The 13,798-nt window shown below is 67.5% G+C and carries 12 protein-coding genes and 1 tRNA gene; 7 read left to right on the top strand and 6 right to left on the bottom strand.

Going from position 1 to position 13,798, the window contains the following annotated elements:
* The first annotated feature begins 10 nt into the window (after positions 1–10).
* Positions 11–604: a hypothetical protein gene (locus AC3WTE_RS12945; protein WP_492437965.1), complete on the top strand. Its 594-nt coding sequence runs from the start codon at positions 11–13 to the stop codon at positions 602–604.
* 145 nt (positions 605–749) lie between these two features.
* Positions 750–3,602, top strand: coding sequence for a type I DNA topoisomerase (gene topA / locus AC3WTE_RS12940; RefSeq protein WP_492437964.1), 2,853 nt, complete (start codon positions 750–752; stop codon positions 3,600–3,602).
* Positions 3,603–3,605: 3 nt separating this feature from the next.
* On the opposite strand, the gene AC3WTE_RS12935 is transcribed toward topA, so the two are convergent.
* Positions 3,606–5,240 carry an adenylate/guanylate cyclase domain-containing protein gene (locus AC3WTE_RS12935; protein ID WP_492438270.1) on the bottom strand — a complete coding sequence of 545 codons (1,635 nt, stop codon included), beginning with the start codon at positions 5,238–5,240 and terminating at the stop codon, positions 3,606–3,608.
* A gap of 50 nt (positions 5,241–5,290) precedes the next feature.
* Between AC3WTE_RS12935 and AC3WTE_RS12930 the strand changes: the two genes are divergently transcribed.
* Entirely contained in the window at positions 5,291–6,523 is a 1,233-nt protein-coding gene (locus tag AC3WTE_RS12930) for a DNA polymerase III subunit delta' (RefSeq protein WP_492437962.1), read from the top strand.
* A gap of 57 nt (positions 6,524–6,580) precedes the next feature.
* Positions 6,581–6,656 (top strand) — tRNA-Thr (locus AC3WTE_RS12925).
* Positions 6,657–6,672: 16 nt separating this feature from the next.
* Here the strand turns inward: AC3WTE_RS12925 and AC3WTE_RS12920 are convergent.
* The 3 genes from AC3WTE_RS12920 to AC3WTE_RS12910 form a co-directional block, all read right to left on the bottom strand.
* A complete protein-coding gene (locus AC3WTE_RS12920) occupies positions 6,673–7,038 on the bottom strand; it encodes a hypothetical protein (RefSeq protein WP_492437960.1) in 366 nt (121 codons plus the stop codon).
* A gap of 47 nt (positions 7,039–7,085) precedes the next feature.
* Positions 7,086–7,433, bottom strand: a complete 348-nt coding sequence (locus AC3WTE_RS12915; protein ID WP_492437958.1) for a hypothetical protein — start codon at positions 7,431–7,433, stop codon at positions 7,086–7,088.
* Between the two features lie 120 nt (positions 7,434–7,553).
* A complete protein-coding gene (locus AC3WTE_RS12910; RefSeq protein WP_492437956.1) occupies positions 7,554–9,299 on the bottom strand; it encodes a hypothetical protein in 1,746 nt (581 codons plus the stop codon).
* 51 nt (positions 9,300–9,350) lie between these two features.
* Here AC3WTE_RS12910 and AC3WTE_RS12905 point away from each other — a divergent pair, with 51 nt between their 5' ends.
* Genes AC3WTE_RS12905 through AC3WTE_RS12895 form a run of 3 tightly spaced genes read left to right on the top strand, consistent with a single transcriptional unit; the run spans position 9,351 to position 12,729 of the window.
* A complete protein-coding gene (locus tag AC3WTE_RS12905) occupies positions 9,351–10,283 on the top strand; it encodes an NAD-dependent epimerase/dehydratase family protein (protein ID WP_492437955.1) in 933 nt (310 codons plus the stop codon).
* Positions 10,284–10,340: 57 nt separating this feature from the next.
* Positions 10,341–12,125, top strand: a complete 1,785-nt coding sequence (locus tag AC3WTE_RS12900) for an N-acyl-D-amino-acid deacylase family protein (protein ID WP_492437953.1) — start codon at positions 10,341–10,343, stop codon at positions 12,123–12,125.
* 1 nt (position 12,126) lies between these two features.
* On the top strand, positions 12,127–12,729 hold the full coding sequence (locus AC3WTE_RS12895; RefSeq protein ID WP_492437951.1) for a TetR/AcrR family transcriptional regulator: 603 nt from the start codon (positions 12,127–12,129) through the stop codon (positions 12,727–12,729).
* Here AC3WTE_RS12895 and AC3WTE_RS12890 read toward each other — a convergent pair.
* Positions 12,720–13,079 carry a DUF2304 domain-containing protein gene (locus AC3WTE_RS12890; protein ID WP_492437949.1) on the bottom strand — a complete coding sequence of 120 codons (360 nt, stop codon included), beginning with the start codon at positions 13,077–13,079 and terminating at the stop codon, positions 12,720–12,722. The genes AC3WTE_RS12895 and AC3WTE_RS12890 overlap by 10 nt on opposite strands.
* A 16-nt stretch (positions 13,080–13,095) precedes the next feature.
* Entirely contained in the window at positions 13,096–13,785 is a 690-nt protein-coding gene (gene ppgS, locus AC3WTE_RS12885) for a polyprenyl-phospho-N-acetylgalactosaminyl synthase PpgS (protein ID WP_492437947.1), read from the bottom strand.
* Positions 13,786–13,798: the final 13 nt, after the last annotated feature.

Raw genomic sequence — 13,798 nt, 5'->3', positions numbered from 1 at the left:
TGTCGGCAGGGTGAGTCAGCTGTCCTTCTTCTCGGCCGAGTCGGTGCCGCCCGCGGTGGCCGACCTGACCGGGTTGCTCGCTGCGCCGGGACAGGTGGTTCGAACCGGCGATGCGGCGGACGGCCGGAAAGTCCGCTTGTCGGTCGTCGTTGACGCGTTGTGGCGGGCCGAGGCGCTGGCCGAGATGATCGCCGAAGCGGGACTGGAGCCCGAGATCACGCACACCGACGAGAAGACGCCGCTGGTGCGCACCGAAGCCGACGCCAGGCTGGCGCGCATGGCACGCGATTGGACCCGCGGAGCGGTCAAAACCGTGCCCGACGGGTGGTTGCCGGGCCCGCGGGAGCTGCGCGCCTGGGTGCTGGCCGCCGGTATCGCGGAGCCGAATGGCTACTTGTTGGGTTTGGATCCCCACGCACCGGATACTCATTCCACGTTGGCGTCGGCGCTGATGCGGGTCGGTATCGCGCCGACCCTGATCGGGACCCGAGGCCATCACCCGGCCCTGCGGATCAGTGGCCGTCGGAGGCTCTTGCGCCTGGTAGAGAACGTGGGGGAGCCGCCCGGGTTCACGGAGGCGTTTCTCCAATGGCCCCGGATCTAGCGGGTGCAGACCGTATATTTTGGCCGCATCCGGTTTGCGTAGGCTCGCGCAGAGTGTCAAATTGTGACTTGCCTTAGAACCGGATGACCGTTAGGCATTCATTCGGTGTCGTAACGCAGACCAAGAAGTGGAGCGGATAGATAAGGTGGCTGACCTCGATGGTGCCGGTAGCGGCAGCCGGGTCCGGCGACTCGTCATAGTCGAGTCGCCTACCAAGGCGCGCAAGATTGCCGGTTACCTCGGCTCCAACTATGTCGTCGAATCGTCGCGTGGACACATTCGCGACCTCCCGCGCAATGCCGCGGACGTGCCGGCCAAATATAAAGGTGAGGCCTGGGCCCGCCTCGGCGTGAACGTCGACGACAACTTCGAGCCGCTGTACATCGTCAGCCCGGATAAGAAGAGCACCGTCACCGAGCTCAAGGACCTGCTCAAGGGGGTCGACGAGCTCTATCTCGCGACGGACGGTGACCGCGAGGGCGAGGCCATCGCGTGGCATCTGCTCGAGACGCTCAAACCCAAGGTGCCGGTCCGGCGCATGGTGTTCCACGAGATCACCGAGCCCGCGATCCTCGCGGCCGCCGCGAACCCGCGCGACCTGGACATCGCCCTGGTCGACGCGCAGGAGACCCGCCGCATCCTCGACCGCCTGTACGGGTACGAAGTCAGCCCGGTGCTCTGGAAGAAGGTGGCGCCGAAGCTGTCAGCAGGCCGGGTGCAGTCCGTCGCGACCCGGATCATCGTCCAGCGCGAGCGCGAACGCATGGCGTTCCGCAGCGCCGGCTATTGGGACGTCACCGCTGAGCTGGACGCCAGCGTGTCCGACCCGGAAGCCTCTCCGCCCAAGTTCACCGCCAAGCTCAGCACCGTCGACGGCCGACGCGTCGCCACCGGCCGGGATTTCGACTCCCTCGGTGCGGTCAAGAAGCCCGACGAGGTGCTGGTGCTCGACGAGGCGGCCGCTGGTGCCCTGGCCGCCGGGCTGCGTGGCGAGTCGCTGACCGTCAGCTCGGTGGAGCAGAAGCCCTACACGCGCAAGCCCTACGCGCCGTTCATGACGTCGACGCTGCAGCAGGAAGCCGGCCGCAAGCTGCGGTTCTCCTCCGAGCGCACCATGAGCATCGCGCAGCGGCTGTACGAGAACGGCTACATCACCTACATGCGTACCGACTCCACGACGCTGTCGGAGTCGGCCATCAACGCCGCGCGCACCCAGGCCGGGCAGCTCTACGGCCCGGAGTACGTCCACCCGACGCCGCGGCAGTACACCCGCAAGGTCAAGAACGCCCAAGAGGCACACGAGGCCATCCGCCCCGCCGGTGACGTCTTCCAGACCCCGGGCCAGCTGCACGGCGCCCTGGACACCGACGAGTTCCGGCTCTATGAGCTGATCTGGCAGCGCACCGTCGCCTCCCAGATGGCAGACGCACGCGGCACCACCCTTTCGCTCCGTATTTCCGGCCAGGCTCGCCGCAGATCGACTGACGGCACCGCCGTCGAAGAGCAGGTCGTGTTCAACGCCTCCGGCCGCACCATCACCTTCGCCGGCTTCCTCAAGGCCTACGTCGAGAGCCTCGACGAGCAGGCCGGCGGTGAGGCCGACGACGCCGAGAGCCGCCTGCCGAACCTGACCCAGGGCCAGCGGGTGGACGCCGCCGAGCTCACCGCCGACGGGCACACCACCAACCCGCCAGCCCGGTACACCGAGGCCTCGCTGATCAAGGCCCTGGAAGACCTGGGCATCGGCCGTCCGTCGACGTACTCGTCGATCATCAAGACCATCCAGGACCGCGGCTACATCTATAAGAAGGGCAGCGCCCTGGTGCCGGCCTGGGTGGCGTTCGCGGTCGTCGGACTGCTGGAACAGCACTTCGGGCGGCTGGTCGACTACGACTTCACCGCCGCCATGGAGGACGAACTCGACGAGATCGCCGCCGGCAACGAGCAGCGCACCAACTGGTTGTCGAATTTCTACTTCGGTGGCGAGCACGGCGTCGAAGGCTCGGTGGCTCGCGAGGGTGGCCTGAAGAGGCTCGTCGGCGTCAACCTCGAAGGTATCGACGCGCGAGAAGTCAACTCCATCAAGCTGTTCGACGACGCCGAAGGTCGCGCCATCAACGTCCGCGTCGGCCGTAACGGGCCGTACCTGGAGCGGATGGTTCTTGATGAAGAGGCAGCCGACGGCGCTTTGAAACCGCAGCGCGCCAACCTCAATGACGATCTGACGCCCGACGAGCTCACCCTCGAGCTGGCCGAAAAGCTCTTCGCCACACCGCAAGAGGGTCGCTCACTGGGCATCGACCCGGAGACCGGGCACGAGATCGTCGCCAAGGACGGACGTTACGGGCCGTACGTCACCGAGGTGCTGCCTGCGCCGCCGGAAGAGCCGGACGCCGGCACGGGCGCGAAGAAGACCAAGAAACCGACCGGACCCAAGCCGCGCACCGGATCTTTGTTGCGCTCAATGGATTTGGAGACGGTGACGCTCGACGACGCATTGAAGCTGCTGTCGTTGCCGCGCGTTGTTGGTGTCGATCCGGAGAGCAAGGAAGAGATCACCGCGCAGAACGGCCGCTACGGCCCGTACCTCAAGCGCGGCACCGACTCTCGTTCGCTGGCCACCGAAGAGCAGATGTTCACCGTCACGCTCGAAGAGGCGCTGAAGATCTACGCCGAGCCGAAGCGTCGTGGGCGCCAAGGTGCGGCGACTCCGCCGCTGCGCGAGCTGGGTACCGACCCGGTGTCGAACAAGCCGATGGTGATCAAGGACGGCCGGTTCGGCCCGTACGTCACCGACGGTGAGACCAACGCGAGCCTCCGTAAGGGTGACGACGTCATGTCGATCACCGACGAGCGGGCCTCGGAGTTGTTGTCCGACAGGCGTGCTCGTGGCCCCGTCAAGAAGGCCGCGAAGAAGACCGCTGCCAAGAAGACGGCGGCCAAGAAGACCCCTGCCAAGAAGGCACCGGCGAAGAAGGCCGCTGCGAAGAAGGTCTAGGAGCTAGCTGGCGGCTTCGGCTTCCCGCTCGGCCGCCGGCCTCGGTGAGGCCAGCGACAGCGGGCGCGCCAGCTGCGTCGGCGCGGACCGGCCGCGCAGTTCGACGGTCTCGCCGACGTCCCAACACAGCGCCTCGGCGTCCAGCGCGCCACTGACGGCGATGGCCGACGCGAGCACGTGGCCCTCCTCGAGCTTGGCGAGCTCGGTCAGGCGGGCTGCCTCGTTCACCGGATCGCCGATCACGGTGTATTCGAAGCGGGCCAGCGCACCGATGTGCCCGGCGATGGCCCGGCCCGCGGACACGCCGATGCCGAATTCCGTGGTGCCCAGCACCGTCACGAGTTCGTCGTGCAGCTCGCGCGAGGCGGCCAGCGCGGCGCCCGAGGCGTCGGGGTGCTCGATGGGCGCGCCGAAGATGGCCAGCGCCGCGTCACCCTGGAACTTGTTCACGAAGCCGCCGTGCCGGTTCACGGTGTCGACGATGATCCGGAAGAACTCGTTGAGGATCGACACGACCTCGGCCGCGGGCCGGGTGGAGGCCAGCTGCGTCGACCCGATGAGGTCGATGAACAGCACCGCGACGTCGCGTTCCTGGCCGCCCAGCTCGGTGCCGCGCTCGAGGGCCCGGCGGGCGACGTCCTCGCCGACGTAGCGGCCGAACAGATCGCGCAGACGTTGCCGCTCCGACAGGTCCCGCACCATGTCGTTGAACCCCGCTTGCAGCAGGCCCAGCTCACTGGCGTCGTAAATCTGCATGTGTGCGTTGTAGTTACCACGCTGCACCTCACCCAGGGCCCATCGCAGCTGCCGCAGCGGGTCGGCGATGGACATGGCCACCAGGACGTTGCCGGCCAGGCCGACCGCGAGGGCGGTGATCGCCAGCAACAGGATCGGGGTGTTGAGCCTGTCGTTCTCGGTGACGAGGATCGAGTACTGGCCGGCCAGCCGGGCCACGATGATGGCGAGTAGCGGCACGCCGGTCGACAGTACCCAGGTCAGCACCTGACGCTGGATGACGCCGGGCGCCCTGAAGTTCTCGGGCACACCGTCGCGCAGGGCGGCGACTGCGACGGGCCGCAGCACCCGTTCGGATTGCAGGTAGCCGATGATCGCGGTGGCGGTGGCGCCGAGCGCGCTGGCCACCAAGACGAAGGGAGCCGAGCGGCTGGCCACCGGCCAGCTGGCGATGATGAACACCACCGAACCCAGGAACCAGTTACCGACGCTGATCAGGGTCCGGTAGTACGGCATCTTGAGGGCCCGGGTGCGGGCCAGCTCGGTGAAGGCCGGATCGTCGGCGCCAGGGTGCAGGGTGTCGCGCCGTTGCCAGCGGATCACCGGGATCAGCAGCCGCAGACTCAGCCATGCCGCGGCGACGAACGCGACGAACAGGACGGCCAGGAACACCGCGAGGTTGACCGCCGGTAGGTCCTGGAGCTGGATGCGGTCTTCGGTGGGCAGACCGAACCGCAGGAAGCCCAGAACGAACAGCGCGCCGATGATGTCGGCCTGCAAGAGGCTCAGCGTGAACACCGGCCAGGGCGTGCGCGCCACCCATCGGACGAACCCCCTGATTCGTCCGATGCGCTGTACATCGGTGGCCACCCGATAACCGTATCCGGCCGGGGCGACGGATATCGCCGCTGCGCGCGGGTTCGTGTCGCCGGCGACGGTTACTGTGGGGCCCGATGAGCGGAGTTTTCTCGCGTTTGGTCGGCCAGGATGCCGTGGAAGCCGAGTTGGTGGCCGCAGCGCGGGCGGCCCGGGGTGATTCGGCTCACAGCGGTGTCACCACCGGCAGCATGACGCATGCCTGGTTGATCACGGGTCCGCCCGGTTCGGGCCGGTCCATCGCCGCGGTGTGCTTTGCTGCGGCGCTGCAGTGCACTGCGGAGGCCGCTGAGGGCGGTCCGGGCTGCGGGGCCTGCCGGGCGTGTACGACGACCATGGCGGGCACCCACGCCGATGTGCGCCGCGTCATTCCCGAAGGCCTGTCCATCGGCGTCGACGAGATGCGCGCCATCGTGCAGACCGCGTCGCGGCGGCCCGGAACCGGGCGCTGGCAGATCGTGGTGGTCGAGGACGCCGACCGGCTCACCGAAGGCGCGGCCAACGCGCTGCTGAAGGTCGTCGAGGAACCGCCGCCATCAACGGTGTTCCTGCTGTGCGCGCCGTCCGTGGACCCCGAGGACATCGCGGTGACCCTGCGGTCGCGGTGCCGGCACGTGGCCCTGACGACGCCGCGGGTGGACGCCATCGCACAGGTGCTGATGGCGGGCGACGGCCTGCCCGAGTCCGACGCGCGCTGGGCGGCGTCGGTCAGTGGTGGCCACGTGGGCCGGGCCCGCAGACTCGCCACCGACGAGCAGGCCCGGTCGCGCCGGGAACGGGCGCTGGGCCTGGCCCGCGACGCCGCGACGCCGGCGCGGGCGTACGCCGCGGTCGAGGAGCTGGTCGCCTCGGCAGAAGCCGAGGCGGTGGCGCTGACGGCCGGCCGCAACGAGGCCGAGACCGAGGAGCTCAGGACAGCGCTGGGCGCCGGCGGCACCGGTAAGGGCGCGACAGGCGCGTTGCGGGGCGCCGCGGGCGCGCTGAAAGACCTGGAGAAGCGGCAGAAGTCGCGGCAGACCCGGGCGTCGCGGGACGCGCTGGACCGGGCGCTGATCGACCTGGCCACCTATTTCCGCGACGCGCTCCTGCTGTCGTCGGGGGCGGCGGGTGTGGCCACGGCCAACCATCCGGACATGGCCGAAAAGGCCGCCGCGATGGCCGCCCACGTGCCTGCTGACCAGCTGCTGCGCTGCATCGAGGCGGTGCTGGCCTGCCGCGAGGCGCTGGCCACCAACGTCAAGCCGAAGTTCGCCGTCGACGCCATGGTCGCGACCATGGGACAGGCGCTGCGGGCCGGACAACGGAACTGACTTTGGCGGCGCCGCGGGCGTCCCGTAGACTCGTCCCGCCCCGCCTCGGTGGGGCACGCCACCCTAGCTCAGTCGGTAGAGCAATTCACTCGTAATGAATAGGTCAGGGGTTCGATTCCCCTGGGTGGCTCCACAATTTTCGCGTCGACCTACCGCCGTGCGGCGGGATACCGCGCGCTCCCATCCGCGGACGGGGTCTCGGTGACCGGCGCTGCAACACTCGGGTCCAGGTTGAACTTCGGCTTACGCGATGGGACGGCTATGCAGCCCTGAGCCTTTCCGTCGACGTACGAGCATTTCGTCTTGTCGCCGTTCTTGTCGGTCGTGGTGCATGCCTCGTATGAGTGCCCGTTGGCGACTTTGGTTTCGTAGGTCTGGTTCGAAGCCATGCAATCGCTGCCGACGGTGGCGTTGGCGTTGGGCGCGGTCAGGATCATCGGTGCGGCATACAGCGCGGCAGCGCTCAGCAGGGCGGCGAAGGCCGCTGACTTGACCGGTCGGAGGGTGGGGTTCATCACGTACTTTCCTTTTGCGGTGACTGTGGATGGCTGGTGCGGGGACTTCAGGAGTGATCGGCCTGAACCGCGACGAGGTCACCGGTCGGAATATGGGTGCCCCGCACGACCGTCCTCGGCACGGTGATGCAGCCCTGGGGTTTGTGGTCGACCTCGGAGCACTGTGTTTTGACGCCTTCTTTGTCGGTCGTCGTGCAGCTCTCGACGATCGACCCGTCTGACCGTGTGCCGATGGCGAAGGTGCCGCCGCCTTTTCCGCAGCGGGTCGCCAGTGACTCTGCATTGGCCATTGGCGTCGTCAGAGCCAAAGGAGCGACGTACAGCGCGGCGGTGCCGAAGAGGACGGCGATCGCGATACGCCTGCCGTTTGCGATCCCGGCGTTGGTGCTGTTCATGGAGTTCTCCATTTCGGGTGACGCAGGCCCGGGTGGACTTGCTGACACCGGTAAGAGAACGGACCGCCCCAAAGGTGGACAGTTTTTCCAGAACTTTTTCGGAGCTGGTTGGCCGCGGAACTATCGCGGCGCCAGGAACCCCACCGGCCCTGACGCCACACACACCGACAACGCCGACGTGTTGGCCTTCACCTGGATGGCTGCGCCTGCGCCGGGCAGCCGGACGAACACCCGGTTCAGGCCGGGGTGCACGGGAACTCGCGCTTCGGGTCCCTCGGGCAGTGACATGGTCAACGACCCATCGCTGTTGGCCAGGTAGTTGAGTTCGGCGGTCCAGTCGGCCGGCAGCAGCGGCCCGTCGAGCGGCATGGTCACCGGCGCGTCGGTCTGCACGAGGTAGCCGCAGTGCGGTGCCGGGCCCGGAGCGATGGTCCGGGTCCACGTCACCAGGGCCGGCACCAGCTGGCCGGTCGCGGTGAGCATCTGCAAAGAGGTTGTGCTCGAAGCGAATTCAGGCCGGTTTCGCAACAGCGCGAACATGTGGCTGGCCAGGTTCTCCGGCCAGGCCACGCGTTGCAGCACGAGGGGGTCGACTTCCTGATCCAGCAGCGGCACGTCGCGGGGTGCCGCCGCGAGCGCGGCCTCGACGTTCACCAGATACGAGCGGGTCGGGTTGTCGCGCCAGCTGGGCAGGAACGTCGCCCACGAGTACAGGCTGCTGGCCACGAATAGCGTTGCAGCGCAAGCGACGACGATACGTCGGCGTACAGAGTCGTCGAACCGGCTGCTGCGGTTCGGCGCGCAGAACGCGACGGCCGCAAGCAATGCCAGCACCACGACGAGGTCGGACAGGTAGCGCAACGTCTGCGCCAACTCCAGCGCGGTGAACTTCGACGACCGCATGAGATAGATCGGCACCTGGCAGGCGACGACGTAGCCCACCGCGGCCAGCCAGACGGGTCCGAGCCGCCGCTTCCGCAACAGTGACACCGCGACCACAACACCCAGCACCAGCCAGCCCAGCACCATGACGACCGGCCCGGGCGTCGCCCATGGCGAGGCCGGCGCCCAGCGTTGCCAGTCCCACGGCCCGCCGGCCAGCGTCGGCACGAGGCCGTGCGTGACGGACCGCGCCAGCAGCTCCCATGTCATCGCCAGGTCCAGAGTCCAGCGCTTCTGGTTGACCACCAGCAGATAGACGCCGATCCAGCCGATCGTGATGGTCAGCAGCCCCAGCCACAGCCGCAGGCCCGCGCGCCACACGGAGACGCGGTTGCCTGTCACGTACGAAAGCAGCCAGCAGACCGCGAAGGCGGTGAACGGGATCACCGCGGACTTCTCGAAGAACAGCAGCCCGCCCAGGTAGGCGAGGCAGCCGGTCCATACGTAGCGCGGGTTTCCGGTGCGCACCAGCAGGATCGCATCGGCACAGACCCACGCCACGGCCGCCGCCATCGGTAGCGCGTTCAGCCCGGCCGACCACCATGCGAAGGCCGGCACGCCCAGGGGAGTGAAGAGCGCGAAGGTCAGCGGCACCAACAGCACGGGACGCCAGCCGAGGATCACCCGGAGCGCGCGCACCAACGCGAGCGATGCGACGAGTTGTAGGACCACCAGACTCAAGGCCGGCCAGAACCAGTTCAGCGGCGCCAGCCGGGTCAGGACCCCGGCGAACAGGAATCCCGCGGGCATGACGTGCCCGTCGTGGTCGTTGAAGAGAAAGTCGGGAGACAGCAGGGAGTGGGTGCCTGCCTGGCCGATCAGGATCAGGTCGTCCCAGTAGAAGTAGCCACCGAAGGCCAGGACTGCCCGCAGTATCAGCTGCAGCACCACCAGCGTGGCGGCAGTTCGGGCGACCCAGTTCACTCTTGTCGACTGTACGGGCCGCTTGGCGGCGGCCGTCGGTATGGTTGCCCCGTGCGAACACTTGTCACTGGTGCTGCCGGCTTCATCGGGTCGACGCTCGTCGACCGGCTCCTCTCCGAAGGACACGATGTCGTCGGGCTCGACGACCTCAGTAGCGGCAAGGTCGACAACCTCGCCCAAGCCGAACAGCACGAGCGATTCGAGTTCGTCAAAGCCGACATCGTCGACGCTGATCTGCACGCCATCGTGGCCGAAGAACGGCCGGAGGTGATCTTCCACCTGGCTGCGCAGATCTCGGTCGCGCGGTCGGTGACCGACGCGCCGTTCGATGCCGGCGTCAACGTCGTCGGCACCGTGCGGCTGGCCGAGGCGGCGCGCAGCAACGGCGTGCGCAAGGTGGTTCACACCTCGTCGGGCGGATCCATCTACGGTGTCCCGCCGGGTTACCCGACCAACGAGGACATGCCGGTGGATCCGTCGTCGCCGTATGCCGCGAGCAAGGTGTGCGGCGAGGTGTACCTCAACATGTTCCGCAACCTGTACGGGCTGGACTGCTCGCACATCGCGCCGGCCAACGTCTACGGTCCGCGTCAGGACCCGCACGGTGAAGCCGGTGTGGTGGCGATCTTCAGCCAGGCGCTGCTGGCCGGCCGGCCCACCAAGATTTTCGGTGACGGCACCGACACCCGCGACTACGTCTTCGTCGACGACGTGGTCGACGCCTTCGTGCGCGCCGGGGGAGAAGCGGGAGGCGGGCAGCGGTTCAACGTCGGCACCGGGGTGGAGACGTCGGTGGCGCAGCTGCACACCGCGATCGCCGCGGCCGTCGGCGTGCCGGACGCTCCTGAGTTCCACCCGCCGCGCCTGGGTGACCTGCGCCGTTCGCAGCTCGACATCGCCCGCGCACAGCAGGTGCTGGGGTGGAGTCCCAAGCTGGCGCTGGCCGAGGGGGTTTCCCGGACGGTGGACTTTTTCCGGGCCTGAACTGCGAATATGCAGAAAAAGATTGTGAGTACTCACTTTCTGTCCTAGTCTCACGTCATGACCTACGACGTGATTGTCAAAGATGGTTTGTGGTTCGACGGCACCGGCCGCACACCGCAACTACGCAATCTGGGTATCCGCGACGGCGTCGTCGCGACGGTGTCGGCACAGCCGCTCGATGAGGCGGGCTGCCCCGACGTCATCGACGCCAAGGGCAAGTGGGTGACGCCGGGCTTCATCGACGTCCACACCCACTACGACGCCGAGGTGCTGCTCGATCCGGGCTTGCGCGAGTCGGTCCGCCACGGTGTGACGACCGTGCTGCTCGGCATGTGCTCGTTGTCGACGGTGTACGCCGAGAACGACGACGCGGCCGACCTGTTCAGCCGCGTCGAGGCCGTGCCGCGCAAGTTCGTCGTCGGCGCGCTCGAGCAGAAGCGGAACTGGTCCGGCCCGGCCGAGTACGTGCAAACGCTCGAGGCGCTGCCGCTCGGACCCAACGTCAGCTCGCTGCTGGGCCACTCGGACCTGCGCACCTCGGTGCTGGGTCTGGACCGCGCGACGACCCCGAACGTCACCCCGACCAACGCCGAACTGGAGACCATGGCGGCGCGGCTCGAGGCGGCATTGGACGCCGGCATGCTCGGCATGTCCGGGATGGACGCGGCCATCGACAAGCTCGACGGTGACCGCTTCCGCTCCCGCGCGCTGCCGTCGACGTTCGCCACCTGGCGCGAACGCCGCCGCTTGATCAAGGTGCTGCGTAAGCGCGGCCGCATCCTGCAGAGCGCACCCAATGTCGCCAAATTGCAAGAGGCACTGAACTTCTTCCTCGAGAGCAGCGGCTGGTTCGGCCGTCGTCCCGGGGTGCGGATGAGCCTGCTGGTCTCGGCCGACGCCAAGTCATCTCCCGCGGCCGTGTACGTGCTGGGGCCGGTGACCCGCCTGGCCAACAAGTTCCTGAACTCGAAGGTGCGCTTCCAGCACCTGCCGGTGCCGTTCGAATTGTATTCGGACGGAATCGATCTCCCGGTTTTCGAGGAGTTCGGTGCGGGCACCGCGGCGCTGCACCTGAAGGATCAGCTGGAGCGCAACAAGCTGATGGCCGACCCGGAATACCGCCGCCGCTTCCGCAAGTCGTTCGACAAGAAGGTGCTGGGCCCGACCCTGTGGCACCGCGACTTCCACGACTCGACCATCGTCGAATGCCCGGACAAGTCGTTGGTGGGCAAGAGCTTTGGCCAGATCGCCGACGAACGCGGCAGCCACCCGCTCGACGCCTTCCTGGACGTCCTGGTCGAACATGGGGAACGCAACACCCGCTGGACCACCATCGTGGCCAACCACCGCCCCAAGCAGCTCGACAAGCTGGCCACCGAACCCTCGGTGCACATGGGCTTCTCGGATGCCGGTGCGCACCTTCGGAACATGGCGTTCTACAACTACGCGCTGCGGATGCTGCGCCGCGTGCACGACGCCGACAAGAGCGGCCGGCCGTTCATGACCACCGAGCACGCCGTGCACCGGCTGACCGGTGAGGTCGCCGACTGGTTCGGCCTGGACGCCGGCACTCTGCGTCAGGGTGAGCGCGCCGACTTCGTGGTGATCGACCCGGCCGGCCTCAACGCCGAACTCGAGGCGTACCACGAGAATTCGGTCGAGTTCTACGGCGGGCTGAGCCGCATGGTCAACCGCAGCGACTCCGCGGTCGTCGCGACCGGCGTCGGCGGCCAGGTGGTGTTCCGTGACGGTGAATTCCGCGAAGGCTACGGCGAGACCGTCAAGTCCGGCCACTACCTGCCGGCTCGCGGGGCGAAACTGCCGGTGGCGCAAGCGGTCTGACATGGCCAGAACCCAACAGCAACGCAGGGAAGAGACGCGAGCTCGGCTCCTCGACGCCGCGATCGCCACTATCGTCGAGGTCGGCTATGCCCGCGCCTCGGCGGCGGTGATCGCGCGTCGGGCCGAGGTCTCCGACGGTGCGCTGTTCAAGCATTTCGCCACCATGGGCGACTTCATGGCGGCCACTGCGCTGGAGGTCATGCGGCGGCAGCTGGAGGAGTTCAGCAAGCAGATCGCCGAAATCCCGTCGGACCGGCCCGCTCTCGAAGGGGCATTGATCGCGCTGCGGGACATCAGCGGCAACGCCACCAACGCGGTGATGTACGAGCTGATGGTGGCGGCGCGCACCGACGAGAAGCTGCGGGCGACGCTGCAGGGCGCCCTCGTCGAGTACGGCCGCAACATCTACGAGACCGCGCAGGAGATGCCCGGCGCGGATCAGTTGCCGCCGGAACTTCTGATGCTGATCGTCGCCGTCATGGTCAACACGTTCGACGGCGCGGCGTTGATCCGTGCCGTGCTGCCGCAGCCGGAGCTCGAAGACGGCCGCATCCAGCTACTGACCACGATGTTGGGCAGCCTGGGCGTTCAGACTCAGACCTGACGGGTCGGCGGGTCGGGTTCAGGAACCCGGGCGCCTTCCAAAGCCACGGCACGGGCCAGCTGCGCATAGCGCAGTTCCAGGTCCTTGAAGCGCATGTAGGCGCTGATCGTGGTGAACAGGAACGCGATCACCAGCGCATACAACAGCAGGTCCGCGCCGCGGCCGATGCCGAGCCAGTGCGCCACCACCGTGGTGTCATTGGGCCGCAGGATCGCATAGATCGCACCGACCACGAAGAACACGTAGCCGACCTTCACCCAGGCCCGGGACTGCGCGTTGCGCCGGGAACTGAACAGGTAGGCCAGCAGCAGGACCACCGCGCCGATCAGTAGTGCTTTTGTCCAAATCACGAGCGACTCCAGATCATCAGCGCAACCTTCCGCGCAGCAGTCCGTCGACGATGATATTGACGCCGTTGACCAGCGGCTGACCCTTCGACATCGAATAGTCGGTGTACAGGATCTGTACCGGTTGCTCGGCGACCCGCCAGCGGTTCTCCACGATCAGCGAGACGAACTCGCTGGCGTGGCTCATGCCGTTCATGGTCAGATTCAGCGCGTCGGCCACCTTCTTGTTGAAAACCCGCAGCCCGTTGTGCGCGTCGGTCAGGTGCAGCTTGCGGCTGGACGGACTGACCTTGGCGACGATCGGCAGCAGCAGCCGTTTGAGGATCGGCATGCGGTCGGGCGGCTGGTCGGCGAACCGGGTGCCGATCACAATGTCCAGGTCCTCGGTCCGCAGTCGGTCGATCATCCGCACGACGTCCTTGACCCGGTGCTGGCCGTCGGCGTCGAACGTCGCGAAAATCTTTGCCCCCGGCCGAGATCGGGCGTACTCGACGCCGGTCTGGATGGCCGCGCCCTGGCCGAGATTCACCGGGTGACGCACCACGTGGGCACCGGCGGAGAAGGCGCGGTCGCCGGTGTCGTCGCGTCCGCCGTCGTCGACACAGACGACGTTGGGGAAGACGGTGCGCACATCAGCGACGACGTCGGCAATGACGCTCGCCTCGTTGTAGGCGGGGATGACGATCCAGACGTCGCGATAAAAGGACATGTTGCTGCCGAAA

The sequence above is a fragment of the Mycobacterium sp. FW102-FHT13B02 genome, from assembly GCF_058790275.1.
Note: the sequence above shows the minus strand (reverse complement) of the source record. Positions and strands in the feature narration are given on the sequence as shown.

Excerpts from the sequence above, each read along its gene's own strand:
- ppgS (WP_492437947.1), bottom strand. The coding sequence starts at position 13,785 with ATGTCCTTTTATCGCGACGTCTGGATCGTCATCCCCGCCTACAACGAG.
- AC3WTE_RS12915 (WP_492437958.1), bottom strand. The coding sequence starts at position 7,433 with ATGAACAGCACCAACGCCGGGATCGCAAACGGCAGGCGTATCGCGATC.
- AC3WTE_RS12930 (WP_492437962.1), top strand. The coding sequence starts at position 5,291 with ATGAGCGGAGTTTTCTCGCGTTTGGTCGGCCAGGATGCCGTGGAAGCC.
- AC3WTE_RS12920 (WP_492437960.1), bottom strand. The coding sequence starts at position 7,038 with ATGAACCCCACCCTCCGACCGGTCAAGTCAGCGGCCTTCGCCGCCCTG.
- AC3WTE_RS12900 (WP_492437953.1), top strand. The coding sequence starts at position 10,341 with ATGACCTACGACGTGATTGTCAAAGATGGTTTGTGGTTCGACGGCACC.
- AC3WTE_RS12895 (WP_492437951.1), top strand. The coding sequence starts at position 12,127 with ATGGCCAGAACCCAACAGCAACGCAGGGAAGAGACGCGAGCTCGGCTC.